This window comes from Agromyces humi, from assembly GCF_009720255.1.
Lineage (GTDB): Bacteria > Actinomycetota > Actinomycetes > Actinomycetales > Microbacteriaceae > Agromyces > Agromyces humi.
Genome location: NZ_WJSP02000057.1, coordinates 1 through 14,737, shown reverse-complemented (window position 1 = coordinate 14,737; position 14,737 = coordinate 1). Strand labels below are relative to the sequence as shown.

At 70.7% G+C, this 14,737-nt stretch carries 14 protein-coding genes; 9 read left to right on the top strand and 5 right to left on the bottom strand.

The genetic code is table 11. The features are described from left to right. Window positions 1-407: adenine phosphoribosyltransferase (locus tag GH736_RS07600; RefSeq protein ID WP_159601788.1), on the bottom strand; the 407-nt coding region annotated here is incomplete at its 3' end. A gap of 94 nt (window positions 408-501) precedes the next feature. Here GH736_RS07600 and GH736_RS07595 point away from each other — a divergent pair. Further along, the gene (locus GH736_RS07595) at window positions 502-963 is read left to right on the top strand and encodes a DUF3817 domain-containing protein (RefSeq protein WP_235933880.1); all 462 of its coding nucleotides are present in this window, start codon (window positions 502-504) and stop codon (window positions 961-963) included. A gap of 63 nt (window positions 964-1,026) precedes the next feature. Continuing rightward, window positions 1,027-1,842: a shikimate 5-dehydrogenase gene (locus GH736_RS07590; protein ID WP_159601785.1), complete on the top strand. Its 816-nt coding sequence runs from the start codon at window positions 1,027-1,029 to the stop codon at window positions 1,840-1,842. A gap of 63 nt (window positions 1,843-1,905) precedes the next feature. Here the strand turns inward: GH736_RS07590 and GH736_RS07585 are convergent, their stop codons facing one another. From GH736_RS07585 to GH736_RS07575, 3 genes are all read right to left on the bottom strand, one after another. Next, window positions 1,906-2,409 (bottom strand): hypothetical protein, encoded by a 504-nt coding sequence (locus tag GH736_RS07585; protein WP_159601783.1) that lies wholly within the window; start codon window positions 2,407-2,409, stop codon window positions 1,906-1,908. Window positions 2,410-2,501: 92 nt separating this feature from the next. Then, window positions 2,502-3,965, bottom strand: coding sequence for a catalase (locus GH736_RS07580; protein ID WP_159601781.1), 1,464 nt, complete (start codon window positions 3,963-3,965; stop codon window positions 2,502-2,504). 122 nt (window positions 3,966-4,087) lie between these two features. Further along, entirely contained in the window at window positions 4,088-4,558 is a 471-nt protein-coding gene (locus tag GH736_RS07575) for a Fur family transcriptional regulator (protein ID WP_159601779.1), read from the bottom strand. Window positions 4,559-4,695: 137 nt separating this feature from the next. Here GH736_RS07575 and purL point away from each other — a divergent pair, with 137 nt between their 5' ends. The 6 genes from purL to GH736_RS07545 all read left to right on the top strand — a co-directional run bounded on the left by purL (window position 4,696) and on the right by GH736_RS07545 (window position 13,791). Continuing rightward, window positions 4,696-7,035, top strand: a complete 2,340-nt coding sequence (purL, locus tag GH736_RS07570; RefSeq protein ID WP_235933879.1) for a phosphoribosylformylglycinamidine synthase subunit PurL — start codon at window positions 4,696-4,698, stop codon at window positions 7,033-7,035. 40 nt (window positions 7,036-7,075) lie between these two features. Next, on the top strand, window positions 7,076-7,753 hold the full coding sequence (locus GH736_RS07565) for an NUDIX domain-containing protein (protein ID WP_159601777.1): 678 nt from the start codon (window positions 7,076-7,078) through the stop codon (window positions 7,751-7,753). After that, a complete protein-coding gene (locus GH736_RS07560; RefSeq protein WP_159601775.1) occupies window positions 7,726-7,983 on the top strand; it encodes a hypothetical protein in 258 nt (85 codons plus the stop codon). The genes GH736_RS07565 and GH736_RS07560 overlap by 28 nt, the downstream gene beginning before the upstream one ends. Beyond that, window positions 7,980-8,669 (top strand): HAD family hydrolase, encoded by a 690-nt coding sequence (locus GH736_RS07555; RefSeq protein WP_235933878.1) that lies wholly within the window; start codon window positions 7,980-7,982, stop codon window positions 8,667-8,669. Before GH736_RS07560 ends, GH736_RS07555 begins: the two co-directional genes overlap by 4 nt. Before the next feature lie 171 nt (window positions 8,670-8,840). Next, complete coding sequence (locus tag GH736_RS07550) at window positions 8,841-11,795, top strand: hypothetical protein (RefSeq protein WP_159601773.1); 2,955 nt, start codon at window positions 8,841-8,843, stop codon at window positions 11,793-11,795. Window positions 11,796-11,802: 7 nt separating this feature from the next. Beyond that, entirely contained in the window at window positions 11,803-13,791 is a 1,989-nt protein-coding gene (locus GH736_RS07545) for a hypothetical protein (protein WP_159601771.1), read from the top strand. Here GH736_RS07545 and GH736_RS07540 read toward each other — a convergent pair. After that, complete coding sequence (locus GH736_RS07540; protein ID WP_159601769.1) at window positions 13,788-14,129, bottom strand: hypothetical protein; 342 nt, start codon at window positions 14,127-14,129, stop codon at window positions 13,788-13,790. The genes GH736_RS07545 and GH736_RS07540 overlap by 4 nt on opposite strands. A 169-nt stretch (window positions 14,130-14,298) precedes the next feature. On the opposite strand from GH736_RS07540, the gene GH736_RS07535 reads away from it, so the two are divergent. Then, on the top strand, window positions 14,299-14,694 hold the full coding sequence (locus GH736_RS07535; RefSeq protein WP_159601767.1) for a DUF2809 domain-containing protein: 396 nt from the start codon (window positions 14,299-14,301) through the stop codon (window positions 14,692-14,694). Window positions 14,695-14,737 lie beyond the last annotated feature (43 nt).

Genomic DNA, 14,737 nt, shown 5'->3' with positions numbered 1-14,737 from the left:
CCCGTCGCGAGCACGTCGTCGACGATGAGCACGCGGGCGCCCGGCGGGAGCTCGCCCTCGTGCACCTCGAGCGCGGCGGTGCCGTACTCGAGCGAGTACTCCTCGCGCAGCACGGCTCGGGGCAGCTTCCCGGCCTTGCGCACCGTCAGCACGCCCGCGCCGCAGATGGCCGACGCGGCCCCGGCGATGAGGAATCCGCGCGCCTCCACCCCGCCGATGTCGTCGAACCGGCCCGCGAACGGCTCGGTGAGGCTCGTGCCGAGCGCGTGCAGGGCCGGACCGCTGGCGAAGACGGGGGTGAGGTCGCGGAACGTGACCCCGGGTTCGGGGAAGTCGGGGATCGACCTGATGAGGCTCGAGACGAGCTCACGTGCGGATGGCTCGGTGGGCTCGGTCGGCTCGGTCACCGCATTAGGCTACCCGCGTTCATCCGTTCGTTCGATGCGTCGCCGCCGCTGTGACTGCGACCATGGAAGCATCCCGACCCTTGGAGCCTCCCCCGTGTCACCGAAACGCCTCTTCCGCACGCTCGCCCTCGCCGAGGCGGTGACCTGGACGATCCTCATCGTCGCCATGATCCTGAAGTACGCCGGCGGCATCGAGGCGGCCGTGCTCGTCGGCGGTTCGTTCCACGGGTTCGTGTTCCTCGCGTACGCGTTCCAGGCGGTGCTCGTCGGCGTCAACCAGCGCTGGAGCCTCGGCCTCATCGCGTTCGCGGTGCTCACGGCGATCGTCCCCTACGCCACGATCCCGTTCGAGATGTGGCTCATGCGGCACGGCCGGCTCGACGGCGACTGGCGCCGCGAGACGAGCGAGCACCCGGCCGACGAGAGCTGGGTGAACCGGATGCTGCGCTGGTTCCTCGCCCGTCCGGTGCTCCTCACCGGGGTCGCCGTCGTCGGCGTCGCCGCCGTGTTCGCGGCGCTGCTGGTGATCGGGCCGCCCGGGGGCCGCGAGGCCTGAGCCGGCGAGCGCCCAACCGGCACGTGCGAGCGCCCGCCCGCGGCATCCGGCACCATTGAAGGCATGCCCATCCTCAACAAGGACATGTCGGTCTGCATCTCGCTCGCGGCCCGGCCGTCGAACCTCGGCACGCGCTTCCACAACTTCCTCTATGACGAGCTGGGCCTGAACTTCATCTACAAGGCCTTCACGACCGACGACATCGAGGGTGCCGTCCGCGGCATCCGGGCACTCGGCATCCGCGGGTGCTCGGTGTCGATGCCGTTCAAGGAGGCGGTGATCCCGCTCGTCGACGTGATGGAGGACTCGGCCGCGGCGATCGAGTCGGTGAACACCATCGTGAACGACGACGGCGTGCTCACCGCGTCGAACACCGACTACGAGGCCATCGCGATGCTCATCGCCGAGCACGGCATCGACCCACGCGAACGCGTGCTGGTGCGCGGCTCGGGCGGCATGGCGAAGGCGGTGGTGGCCGCGTTCCGGGGCGCCGGGTTCGGCGACCTCACGGTGGTCGCGCGCAACGAGGCGGCGGGCTCGGCGCTCGCCGCGAAGTACGGCTACGCGTGGGTGGCGGAGGACCCCGAGCCCGCGTTCGACGTCATCGTGAACGTCACCCCGCTCGGCATGCACGGGGCGGATGCCGCGGCGCTGGCGTTCCCGCCCGCGTTCATCGAGCGGGCGACGACGGTGTTCGACGTCGTGGCGTTCCCCGCCGAGACGCCGCTCGTGGCGGCCGGTCGAGCGGCGGGGAAGCGCGTGATCTCGGGAGCCGAGGTGATCGCGCTGCAGGCCGCGCGGCAGTTCGAGCGCTACACCGGCGTGCCGCTCACGCGCGAGCAGGTCGAGCGGGCGTCGGCGTTCTCGCGGGCGGAGTAGGGGCGGCGGGCGATATCCGCGCTCGGGGTCGCGAGCGTTCGGCAGGTGCACCGGACCCCGCGCTCAGTGAACGAGCGAGCCCAGCCAGATGACGAGCAGCCCGAGGCTCCCGGTGACCACGGCGCTGACGACGCGCAGGTACCACGGGCTGCCGCGGCGGGCGGAGGCGAGGTAGCCGAGCACCGCGAGCACGGCCACGCCGACCCAGAGCGCGGCGTAGTACGCCACGTACTCGTCGACCCACCCGACGACGGCGAGCAACAGGAACACGGCGGGCAGCACCATGGCCAACAGCAGTCCGGCCGTGTGCCGGATGGCATCGCGAGCGGCGATGAGGACGGCGCGCAGCCGCGGCTGCGTATCGTCGTCACGTGCGAGCACGCCCGAGTAGATGTGCGCGAGCCAGAACACGCCGACCGATCCGAGCACGAACACCAGCACCTCGAGGTCGGTGTCGTCCTCCCACCCCACGGCGATCACCGAACTGACGAGCACGGTGCCGTAGATCGCGTACTCCGTGCGGTAGGCCGAGAGCGCCTTCCGCACGGGAGTCCACACGGCGTGCATGGCGGGTCCTTCCACGGGGTGCAGGGGATCCTGCGTGCGACGGACTCTACTCGCGACGGCCGGGGCGCACCATGCACCCCGGCCGTCGTGGGTCACGCTGCGGCGTCGTCGACGGCCGCGGCGGCGGCGATGAGCTGCGCGCCGAGGCCCGCGTCGACGTTGGTCCAGTACGCGAAGAACCGCGCCCGGATCTCGTCGACCGTGATCGCGGCCGCCTGGCCGGCGAGCGTCTGGACGAGCCGCTCCTTGGCCGCGGCCGAGTACACGTCGCGATAGAGCGTGCCGGCCTGGCCGAAGTCGCTGTCGTCGGCATGCAGCGTCGCGGCCGAGCGCACCAGCTCGCCGTCGCTCTCCCAGCTGCCCTCGCCGGCCGCTGCGGCGTCGGCGACCGGTCCGCCGAACGAGTTCGGCGCGTACACCGGCGTGGTCGGCGGGTTGTACCCGTGGCGCTGCGCGCCGTCCTGGGAGTAGTTGTGCACGGATGCCGCGTGCGGCGCGTTCACGGGGATCTGGTGGTAGTTCGTGCCGACCCGGTAGCGCTGCGCGTCGGGGTAGCTGAAGACCCGGGCCATGAGCATCTTGTCGGGGCTGATGCCGATGCCGGGCACCGTGTTCGCCGGCGAGAACGCCGCCTGCTCGATCTCGGCGAAGAAGTTCTGCGGGTTGCGGTCGAGCGTGAGCGTGCCCACCGGGATCAACGGGTAGTCCGCGTGCGGCCACACCTTGGTGAGGTCGAACGGGTTGAAGCGGTAGGTCTTCGCATCCTCGTAGGGCATGACCTGCACGTGCAGGTCCCACTTGGGGAACTCGCCACGTTCGATCGCGTCGAAGAGGTCGCGGCGGTAGTGGTCGGCGTCGGCCCCGGCGATCGCCTCGGCCGTCGCGGCGTCGAGGTGCAGGTCGCCCTGCCGGGAACGGAAGTGGTATTTCACCCAGAAGCGCTCGCCCTCGGCGTTGATCCACTGGTACGTGTGCGAACCGAAGCCGTGCATCTCGCGCCACGACTTCGGCAGGCCGCGGTCCCCCATGAGGTACGTGACCTGGTGCGCGGACTCGGGCGAGAGGGTCCAGAAGTCCCACTGCATGTCGGCGTCGCGCAGGCCCGAGCCGGGCAGGCGCTTCTGCGAGTGGATGAAGTCGGGGAACTTGATCGCGTCGCGGATGAAGAACACCGGCGTGTTGTTGCCGACGATGTCGTAGTTGCCCTCGGTCGTGTAGAACTTCACCGAGAAGCCGCGCACGTCGCGCCACGTGTCGGGCGACCCCTGCTCGCCGGCGACGCTCGAGAAGCGCAGGAGGGTCTCGGACTCGACGCCCGGCTGGAACACGGCCGCGCGCGTGTACGCGGAGACATCCGCCGTCACCTCGAAGCGGCCGAAGGCGCCGCCGCCCTTCGCGTGCACGATGCGCTCGGGGATGCGCTCGCGGTTGAACTGCGCCAGCTTCTCGACCAGGTAGCGGTCGTGCAGCACGGTCGCGCCGTCGGCGCCGGCCGTGAGGGAGTGCGCGTCGCTCGCGACGGGCGTTCCGGTCTGCGTCGTCGTGGGTTCCGACATGTGTCGTCCTTCTCTCTCTGAGGTGGTGGTGCGGGGTCGGTGGAAGGCGCGCCGAGGGCCGCCTCAGCGAGCGGAGGCGCGGCGCGCACGGCCGGGCGGACGAGGCGGGCGGATGCCGCGGGCTAGCCGGCGTCGGCCGGCGCGAGCCGCTCGAGGTCGGCGACGGCGCGCCGGCAGTCGCCGCAGAGCCCCCAGAACGTGACCTCGGCGGTGTGGATCGCGAAGCCGCCGGTGTCGGCCGGGATGAGGCAGGGCGGCTCGCCGATCACGCAGTCGATGTCCTCCACGGCGTGGCAGCGCGTGCAGACGACGTGGTGGTGGTTGTCGCCGATCCGGCTCTCGTAGAGCGCCGGCGACCCCGCGGGGGCGATGCGGCGGAGCAGCCCGACGGCGGAGAGGTCGCCGAGCACGTTGTAGACCGACTGCAGCGACACGCTCGGGTGATCGGACGCGACGCGCGCGTGCACGGCGTCGGCATCGAGGTGACCGTGGCCCGTGACCGCGTCGAGCACCGCGATGCGGGGCACCGTGACCTTGAGCCCCGCGGCGCGGAGATGCGCCTCGGCCTGCTCACGGTCGGATGCGCTGCTCATGTCCTCGACCGTAGCAGTTGTTTTGAATCACTCAAAACAACCCGGCCTGCTCAGGTGAGCACGCCGGGTAGACTTGCACGGTCAGGCATCCGCCCCCGCGGCATCCGCTCGCCGCCGTTCTCTGGAGCTCGCCACTCGTGACCATCGAAGCCCCCGCCACGACCGCTGCCCCGACGACCCAGACGCCGGTGCTCGACACCGTCGAGGTCGCCCAGGCCACGCCCGAGAAGGAGCAGCCGTACGCCGCGCTCGGGCTGAAGCCCGACGAGTACGAGCGCATCCGCAACATCCTCGGCCGCCGGCCCACGAGCGCCGAGCTCGCGATGTACTCCGTCATGTGGAGCGAGCACTGCTCCTACAAGTCGTCGAAGATCTACCTGCGCCAGTTCGGCAAGAAGGTGACGCCGGCGATGAAGCAGCACCTGATGGTGGGCATGGGCGAGAACGCCGGCGTGCTCGACATCGGCGAGGGCTGGGCGGTCACGTTCAAGATCGAGTCGCACAACCACCCGAGCTACATCGAGCCCTTCCAGGGCGCGGCGACCGGCGTCGGCGGCATCGTGCGCGACATCATCTCGATGGGCGCACGCCCCGTCGCGGTCATGGACGCGCTGCGGTTCGGCGCGATCGACCACCCCGACACCGCCCGCGTCGTGCACGGCGTCGTCAGTGGCATCAGCTTCTACGGCAACTGCCTCGGCCTGCCGAACATCGGCGGCGAGACCTGGTTCGACCCGACCTACCAGGCGAACCCCCTCGTGAACGCGCTCGCGGTCGGCGTCATGCGCCACGAGGACCTCCACCTCGCCAACGCGAAGGGCGCCGGCAACAAGGTCGTGCTCTTCGGCGCGCGCACCGGCGGCGACGGCATCGGCGGCGCGTCGATCCTCGCCTCCGACACGTTCGCCGAGGGCGGCCCGACGAAGCGCCCCGCGGTGCAGGTGGGCGACCCGTTCGCCGAGAAGGTGCTCATCGAGTGCTGCCTCGAGCTGTTCGCCGGCGACCTCGTCGAGGGCATCCAAGACCTGGGGGCGGCCGGCATCTCGTGCGCGACGAGCGAGCTGGCGAGCAACGGCGATGGCGGGATGGCGATCGTGCTCGACGACGTGCTGCTGCGCGACCCCTCGCTCACCCCTGAGGAGATCCTCATGAGCGAGAGCCAGGAGCGCATGATGGCCATCGTGCGCCCCGAGAAGCTCGACGGCTTCCTCGAGGTCGTGAAGAAGTGGGACGTCGAGACCAGCGTGCTCGGCGAGGTCACCGAGACCGGCCGCCTCTCGATCATGTGGCACGGCCAGGAGATCGTGAACGTCGACCCGCGCACCGTCGCCGTCGACGGCCCCGTGTACGAGCGGCCGGTCGCCTACCCGTCGTACCTCGACGCGCTGCAGGCCGACGGCGCATCCGCCCTCGAGCGCCCCTCGACCCCCGACGAGCTCCGCGAGCAGTTCGTGCGCCTCGTCGGATCGGCGAACCAGGCGGATGCCGCGTGGGTCACGAACCAGTACGACAAGTACGTGCTCGGCAACACGGCCCTCAGCTATCCCGACGACGCGGGCATGGTCCGCGTCGACGAGGAGTCGGGCCTCGGCGTCTCGGTCGCGACCGATGCCAACGGCCGCTACTCGCAGCTCGACCCGCGCCAGGGCGCGAAGCTCGCGCTCGCCGAGGCGTACCGCAACGTCGCCGTGAGCGGCGCGAAGCCCATGGGCGTCTCCGACTGCCTGAACTTCGGCTCCCCCGAGAACCCCGAGGTCATGTGGCAGTTCTCCGAGACGGTCGAGGGGTTGAGCGACGGATGCCTCGAGCTCGGCATCCCCGTCACGGGCGGCAATGTCTCGTTCTACAACCAGACCGGTGACGTGCCGATCCACCCGACGCCGGTCATCGCCGTGCTCGGCGTCATCGACGACGTGGCCCGCCGGATTCCGTCGGGCTGGCAGGACGACGGCCACAACATCTACCTGCTCGGCGACACGGCGGCCGAGCTCGACGGCTCGGCCTGGGCGGGCGTCGTGCACGACCACCTCGGCGGTCGTCCGCCGGCGGTCGACCTCGGTCGCGAGAAGGCACTCGCCGAGCTGCTCGCCGCGGCGGCGCTCGAGGGACTCATCGACTCGGCCCACGACCTCAGCGACGGCGGCCTCGCGATCGCCCTCGCCGAGGCGGTCGGCCGCTTCGGCGTCGGCGCGCGGGTCGTGCTCGACGAGGTCATCCAGGACGCCGGCATCGACGCCGCGACGGCGCTGTTCTCCGAGTCGACCGGGCGCGTCATCGTGTCGGTCCCGCGCGAGGACGACGTGAAGTTCCGCGGGCTCTGCGAGGGCCGTGACTACCCGGTGCGCCGCATCGGCGTGACGGATGCCGCGTCGGGCTCGCTCGAGGTGCAGGGCCTGTTCACCGTGCCGGTCGAGGAGCTCCGCCGCGTCAACCGGGCGCCGCTCGCCGACGCCTTCGGCCCGATCGTCGGGCACTGACACCGACGCGATAGGGTCGGCGACGGAGGCGAACCAAGCGATGGACGACGAGCGGCAGGCGTACTCCGACGAGTACGCCGCCGAGCACGGCCGCTTCGCGCTGATCCCCGCCGCCTACGTGTTCCTGCTCGACGGGGAGCGCGGGGAGGCCGGCGAGCGCGTCCTGCTCCAGCGCCGAGCGGGCACCGGCTACTACGACGACTGGTGGGCCGCCGCGGCCGCCGGTCACGTCGAACAGGGCGAGAGCGTGTTCGCCGCCGCCCTGCGCGAGACAGCCGAGGAACTCGGCGTCGACGTCGTCGAGGCGGCCCTCGAGCCCCTCACCGCCATGCACCGCACCGGCGGCACCGGCCGGCCGGTCGACGAGCGCCTCGACGTGTTCTTCGCCTGCCGGTCGTGGCAGGGCACGCCCGCGCTCATGGAGCAGAAGGCGACCGGGCTCGAGTGGTTCCCGCTCGATGCGCTGCCCGAGCACGTCGTCCATCACGAGCGGTTCGTGCTCGAGGGCTACCGCGACGGCACGCTGCTGCCGCTCACGGCGTACGGGTTCGGCGGCGAGCCGGGCATCGCGGACGCCGTCGGGGGTGTCGACGCCACTGACGGCGCCGGCGGCCCCGCGGCATCCCCAACCGACGCCGGCCGGTCGCTGTGGTCGTCGCTCGGCTTCACCGAGCAACCCGACTGGCGACGGTGGGTGAAGACCCCGTGGAGCTCGTGATCGGGGCGCTCGCGGCGCTCTTCGGGCTCGCGCTGGTCGTCGGCATGACCGTGCGGGCCGTTCGGGCGCCACGCGGCCAGCGGGCGCGGGCGGCGTTCGGCCCGCTCATGGGCGCCGGCGAGACCTACCAGGAGCTGCACACCGGCCAGAAGGGCCTGCAGGACTCCGTGATCGAATCCATCCAGGAGTCCGAGGTGCGCCCGTCGCGCACCGACGGCGACGACCGGTGACGGGGCGAGCAGCCATCCCCACCGCTGGGGCGACCGACCGCGCACCGCGTCGCGCCGTGCTCTTCGACGTCGACGGCACGCTGGTCGACGCGGTCGAGAACCAGCGCCGCATCTGGGCGGTATGGGCCGTCGCCCACGGGCGATCCGTCGATGCGGTGTACGCCCTCGCCCTGCGGACTCGTCCGGCGGAGACGGTGGCCGAACTGCTGCCCGCCGATGCGCGCGCGACAGCCCTCGACCGCTTCCATCTCCTCGAGGACACCGACGTCGTGTCAGGCGACTACCGTGCATTCGACGGTGCCGACCGAGTGCTGCGCGCCCTCGCTCCGGGCGACTGGGCGCTCGTGACCTCGAACCACCGGCACCGCGTCGAAGGCCGGTTCCGCCGGCTCGGCCTGCCGTTGCCACCCGTGATCGTGGACGCCGACGCGACGCCGCGCGGCAAGCCCCACCCCCATCCGTACCTGGCAGCTGCGGCCGCCCTCGGCGTGGCATCCGCCGACTGCCTGGTCGTCGAGGACTCGCCGTCGGGCGTCGAGGCCGGGCGCGCCGCCGGGATGACCGTGTGGAGCGTCAACCGCGAGCGCCCGGTGCAGGGCGCGCACCGGCACTTCGCGACGCTGGCCGAGGCGATCGACGCGGTCGTCGACTGGGTCGAGCCGCGGCAGGCACCGACCAGCAACTGAGGATCACTCAGGGCGGACCCTGATCACGTCGCCGAGCGCGCCGACTAGCGTCATGCGCGACCCTCCCCCTGCGAACGTGGATTCCGAACCGTGCGCCCTGCCGCGCCGGACCCTCACCGCACATCGCGGCCCGAGCACGAGGCCGCGCACCCCGCTCGCGAAGGAGCCGAGATGGCCTCCACCCAGATCACCGATGTCTTCCGATTCGTGGCCCTGCGGCCGCCGAACACCGCCGACGAGGACGACCCCGTCAGCGCCCCGCTCCGCGACCGGCGGAAGCCCGAGGGGACCGCGGTCGGCCGCACGGTCGCCGAACTCGGCCAGCGTCCCGCGAGGGGGAAGCTCAACGAGCTGCTCCGCCGGCGGGCGCGGGAGGACGGCATCGTCCCCGAGCCGCCGACCGACGGGCCCGGGTCGCAGCTGCCCGCCGTCGCGGAGGCCCTCCGCGCCGCCACGCGCGATCCGGCCGCGGCATCCGCCATCGTCGCGACCGTCACGCAGCTGCTCGGCACCGATCCCGGGACCTGGCTCGCGGACGAGCGGAACGCGAAGGTGCGCGACCAGCTCTGGGATCGGCTCGAGGTGCACTACCTGCTCGTGCGCGAGACGCCGCGCGACCTCGACCCCATCGTGGAGGCACTGCGCGCCCTCCGCCTCGTCGAGGCGCTCGCCGACGGACACGACGTGGCGAACCCCGAGTCGCTGGCGGGCATCGTCGAGGCCACCCTCGTGCTGCCCTCGGTGGCCGCCGAGGCGGAGCCCGAGAAGCGCTCGCCGAGCCGACGCAGCGAGGCGCAGGCGAAGATCGACGCGGCCCGCCGTGCCGACTACGAACGCGTCTGGACCGAGTTCCTCGAACTCAACCAGGACGCCGCGACGCTGCGGACGGCGCGTTTCGAGGCGAAGGCGACCCGCGTCGAGAAGCCCGACCGCCCCGTGCCGGACCGCCCGGAGCCCGGGCAACCGGAGCGGCACGAGCGGCCGGAGCAACCGGAGCAGCCCGAGCGTCCCGAGCGGCCGGGGGGCCAGATCCCGCCCCGTCTCGTCTCGCCGAGCATCCGCATCGAGGAGACGGTGCGACGCACTCTCCCCCGGGCCACGCTCGACAGGCTCCCGCAGGCGGCGAAGCGCGTCGTCGACGAACTGCCGCTCGGCGGATCGCTCTCCGACAAGCCGCTGCTCACCGAGGCCCTGCAGACCCGGCTCTCCGCCGTGGCCGACCGCATCCTGAGCTCGACCGACCCGCTCATGTTCGAGGCGATGCCGGCGGAGGCCGCCGAGCTCCCGGGCATGCAGGCCCTCGCCGCGAAGTACACGGCGAAGCCCGCACTCGAGCTCGACTACCCGGTGAGCATGATCCCGTTCCCGTGGGTCGTGCGTCCCGTCATCCGCCCGCTCGGCATCGGCGACCTGAAGGTCGTGAAGCAGACCCTGCAGCGCTACGTCGCCGGTGAGGTCGCGCACATCGAGAACGTCCTCGACGGCGAGAAGAAGGAACGCAACCACCGCCGCCTCGACCGCACCGAGCAGACCTTCACGATCGAGACCGAGACCGTCGAGGAGACGGAGCGGGACAACCAGACCACCGACCGGTTCGAGCTCAAGAAGGAGTCCGAGAAGACGATCACGGAGGACATGAAGGTCGACGCCGGCATCACCGTCTCGGCATCGTACGGACCCGTCGAGCTCGGTGCGTACGCGAACTTCGCCTACAGCCAGTCCTCCACCGAGACGACGAAGAACAGCCAGAACTTCGCGCGCGACGTCGTCGACCGCTCGGTCACGAAGATCCAGAAGCGCGCCCGCGAGGAACGCGTCACCAAGACGATCAAGGAGATCGAGGAGTCGAACCTGCACGGCATCGACAACAGCCCGGCCGGCAACGGGCACGTCACCGGCATCTACCGCTGGGTCGACAAGCACTACGAGGCGCAGGTGTACAACTACGGCAAGCGCATGATGTTCGAGTTCATCGTGCCGGAGCCGGCGGCGTACTACTACTACTCGCAGGAGAACGATCCGTCGAACAAGATCGCCGTCGAGAAGCCCGTCGACCTCGCGCTGCTGTCGCACAAGGACGTGCAACCGTGGAACTTCGGCGCCTACGTGCGCGCCTACAACGTGCAGGGTGTCACCCCGCCCCCGCCCCAGTGGCGGGTGATGACCGCGACGTTCGACCAGAACGGCATGACCGACGACCAGACCACGTCGAAGTCGTCGAAGGAGCTCATCGTGCCCGACGGCTACATCGCGCGCAGCTGGGGGTTCACGTGGTCGGCATGGGTCGGCGAGGACGTCTACCGCCGGGTCCTCGTCGGCCTCGAGAGCAGCTCGGGCTCCTCGTTCGATCTCGACGGAGAGGACGCCGTCGTGCCCGTCAGCATCGTCACCAACGACGTGCGCGCCTTCGCCACGAACGTCGAGGTCTTCTGCGAGCGCACGGATCGCGCGTTCGAGCTGTGGCAGATCCAGACGTTCGAGAAGATCGTCTCCTCGTACCAGGCGGCCAAGGCGGCCTATGAGGACAAGGTGAAGGCGGCCGAAGTGGCTCGCGGCATCATCATCGAGGGCCGCAACCCCGGCCAGAATCAGCACATCATCCGCAACGAGCTGAAGAAGCAGAGCATCACGCTCTTCACGGGCGAGGACTACTCCTCGTTCAACAGCGTGAGCGGCACGCCGCCGGTGCTCGACCTGCACGAGGCCGCCGAGGAGGCGCCGTTCATCCAGTTCTTCGAGCAGGCCTTCGAGTGGGAGCAGCTGACCTACCTGTTCTACCCGTACTTCTGGTCGCGCACGTCGACCTGGAACAAGCGGCTCGGGTTCGACGACCCCGACCCGATGTTCAACCAGTTCCTGCAGGCGGGCGCGGTGCGCGTGGTGGTACCGGTGCATCCGGCCTACAACGAGGCGGTCCTGCACTTCGTCGAGACGGGCGTGCTCTGGAACGGCGGCACGCCGCCGCACCTCGACGACCCGCTCTTCGTGTCGATCGTCGAGGAGCTGAAGGCGCAGACCGACGACCTCGACGGCGCCGTCCCCGAGGGCGAGCCGTGGAAGGTCGTCGTGCCGACCAGCCTCGTGTACCTGCAGGCGGATGCCGCACTGCCCGACTTCACCGTGTGAGCCCGTCATGGGCGACCTGCACCGTCACGCCGAGATCTCCGCGCACGTCCACGCCCAGGTCGGGCCGCTCCGGCCCGACGAGGACTGGATCTGCCTCGAGCTCGGCAACTACCTGACGGACGTGAGCCAGTTCCGCGACCCCTTCGCGAACATGCTGGCCAAGCGCACGGTCTGGGGGGAGGGGCTCGGCGAGTTCGGGTTCCTCTCCCTCATCCCGGTGATCGGCCTTTTGGTGTCGGAGGCGATCCTCAACTGGGCGATCGACCTCGATGAGTGGATCGACCGGATGTTCGGCGTGCACGAGCCAGCCGACCAGCGCTACGGCAAGCTCGCCGGCTACTTCCAGCACATCTTCGAGGGCATGACGCACCTGATCTTCGCAGACGACGTCCCGCAGACGGCGGTGTGGCGACCGCTGCTGGCGCCGGCGCTCGGCGACATCGCCCGGCTGCCGTCCGCCGAGGTCGCCCGCATCTTCGGGCAGGCGTTCACCCAGTACTACCCGCACGAGCACACCGATTTCCCGCCGTACGTGCTCTACGGCGAGCAGCGCGTGAACCACCGCCTCTACAAGCGCGGCCCGCGTGGACTGCTCGCCTACCTCGAGGAGTACACCGACTACCTCGCCGAGTCGCTGGCGAAGCTCGAGGTCGACTGGAAGGCGATCGCCACCGCGCCCAAGACCGATCCTCGCCGTCACGATGTGCTGGTGCGGCTCGGCAAGGTGCTGCACGGCATCGAGGACTACTACTTCCACTCGAACCACCTCGAGCTGCACCTCTGGAACGAGTTGCGCGCGGGGCGGCCCAAGGGTGAGTCGGATGACGCGTACCGCACCTGGTTCGCCGCGAACGTGGCATCCAAGTGGCTGCCGCCCGAGTCGACGCCCTCCGCTTCGCGGGACTGGACGCCGAGCCGTGAGCACCAGGTGCGCGCACACCTGCGCCGCCTGCGGTATCCCCGCTACGTGCCCGTGAACACCCTGGACCGGGAGAAGTCCGACCCCGCGCTCGACGTGATCTTCACGGCCGGCTTCGACAAGAAGGACCTCTTCCACACCCTCTCGATGGCCCTCGAGAGCATGGAGGCCTCACTCGAGAGCATGGAGAACCTCTTCGTGCGGCTCCCCGATGCGCTGCAGACGACCCTGGCATCGAAGAACCCGCAACGGCTGCGGGACATCGACCTGGTTCTCATCAGGGTGCTCTTCAACAAGGGCGAGCGGTCCCGGATGGGGCGGGACGAGGACTACCGCGAGGCGCAGCTGAAGCTGCACGTCAAGCAGCTCGAGGATGGAAGGTACGAGGCGGGCATCCGCCACCTGCACGCCGGCGGCTACCTCAACGATCGCGCACGCGACGCGTGGCTCGCGGCCATCGCGATCGATCGCGAGATGGAGGACTTCGGCGACTACACCCCCGGGGTGAGCGGCTTCATGATGCAGCTCCTCGCGAAGGGCCAGGTCGAGCTCGAGCAGAGCCGCCGCCGAGGCGCCGGGTTCGACTCGGCACGGGATCGCGGTCCGGGCAACGCGTTCGACGAGCGGTCCGACAACGGTGCCACCGGCGAGCACATCGGCACGCACACGCTCATGTCGAAGGACACGTCGATCAGCCTGCCGGTGCACGAGGAGACGCGCCGCGTCGCGCGCTTCGCATCGATGGCCATCGCCCGCCACCTCGTCACCGAGGTGAACGCCGGCGGTGGCAGCTCGGGCGGCCTCGACTGGGACCGCATCCTGCGGCACTACCTCCGGTTCCCCCATGCGCGCGCGGGCATGTGGGAGACCCAGGTGCTGAACCACGTGCGGCGCACCGGGGTCGACCCGAAGTACGACGAGATCCCCGACCAGGTGGTGCAACCCCGGGTGCAGGGGCCGGATGCCGCGGCTCGGCTCGCCGCGCGGCGGTCGGGCACGGTGCGCGCCGACCTCGAGAAGCGGTACATCGAGCTCGAGGAGCGGGTCGACCACTTCCAGCTGCTGCTGAAGTTCTAGAAGAGCCTGAAGCCCGACGCCCCGACCGTCATCACGAGGGCGGCCGACCCGATCGCCGCGACCGCGATCATCGACAGCCGTTGCACGAGGGGGCGCGCCGCCATCGGCAGCAGGTAGGTGAGCGCAACGCCGAGGGACGCCGCCGCGAGCACCAGGATGCCGCCGGTCATGGCCGCAGTCCCACGTGCGCCCGACACGCACGCCGTCGCGGCCGCGGTCGGGTCGACGGCCGCGCAGACCTCGGGCATGAGTGCGGCGCCGACGAGCAGCATCCAGAACACCAGTGCGGTCGCGACCGTGGGAACCCACGCCCGGTCGGTGGACGACATCGACGCCATGTGCCCAACCTCCCCGCTGCCGTCATCGAGCGGTCGACGAACGCCGCCGACCGCACGAGCCATGATTCCGCCTCCTTCCCGTGAGACACCCCGAACGGGGCACATCGTTGCCGGAGCGATGCCGGATCGTTGCCGAAGCGAGATCGACGGCGTGTGCTTCACTGATCGGATGCCGCAGCCGACCACACCCGCCACAGCGGCGCGCCTCCGCGTGCTCGCCGTCGTCGCGGCATCCGGATGCCTCGCACTGGGCCTCGCCCTGCAGCTGCTCGATCGCACGCCCCTCATCGACGTGCTCGGCAGCATGCTCTACGTCGTCTTCTTCGGCCTGCTCACCGTGCTCCTGTGGCCGCGGCTCTCGCCGATCGTGACCACGGCCATCGCCCTGGCGCTCGCCGTGGCGATCGAGCTGCTGCAGCTCACCCCCGTCCCGGCGGCGATCGTCGACGCCGCGCCGGTGTCGAGGCTCCTCTTCGGCAGCGCATTCGACGCGATGGACCTCGCCGCCTACCTGGGCGGGGCGGTGCTGCTGTGGGCGCTGCTCGTGCTGCTGCGCCGCAGCTGACCGCCGCGTCTACGCGCCCTGCGGCGGGTGCGCCAGCAGGTCG

Bases quoted from the DNA above. Each gene is read 5' to 3' on its own strand.
- GH736_RS07590 (WP_159601785.1), top strand. From the start codon at position 1,027: ATGCCCATCCTCAACAAGGACATGTCGGTCTGCATCTCGCTCGCGGCC.
- GH736_RS07585 (WP_159601783.1), bottom strand. From the start codon at position 2,409: ATGCACGCCGTGTGGACTCCCGTGCGGAAGGCGCTCTCGGCCTACCGC.
- GH736_RS07580 (WP_159601781.1), bottom strand. From the start codon at position 3,965: ATGTCGGAACCCACGACGACGCAGACCGGAACGCCCGTCGCGAGCGAC.
- GH736_RS07575 (WP_159601779.1), bottom strand. From the start codon at position 4,558: ATGAGCAGCGCATCCGACCGTGAGCAGGCCGAGGCGCATCTCCGCGCC.
- GH736_RS07565 (WP_159601777.1), top strand. From the start codon at position 7,076: ATGGACGACGAGCGGCAGGCGTACTCCGACGAGTACGCCGCCGAGCAC.
- GH736_RS07550 (WP_159601773.1), top strand. From the start codon at position 8,841: ATGGCCTCCACCCAGATCACCGATGTCTTCCGATTCGTGGCCCTGCGG.
- GH736_RS07545 (WP_159601771.1), top strand. From the start codon at position 11,803: ATGGGCGACCTGCACCGTCACGCCGAGATCTCCGCGCACGTCCACGCC.
- GH736_RS07540 (WP_159601769.1), bottom strand. From the start codon at position 14,129: ATGGCGTCGATGTCGTCCACCGACCGGGCGTGGGTTCCCACGGTCGCG.
- GH736_RS07535 (WP_159601767.1), top strand. From the start codon at position 14,299: ATGCCGCAGCCGACCACACCCGCCACAGCGGCGCGCCTCCGCGTGCTC.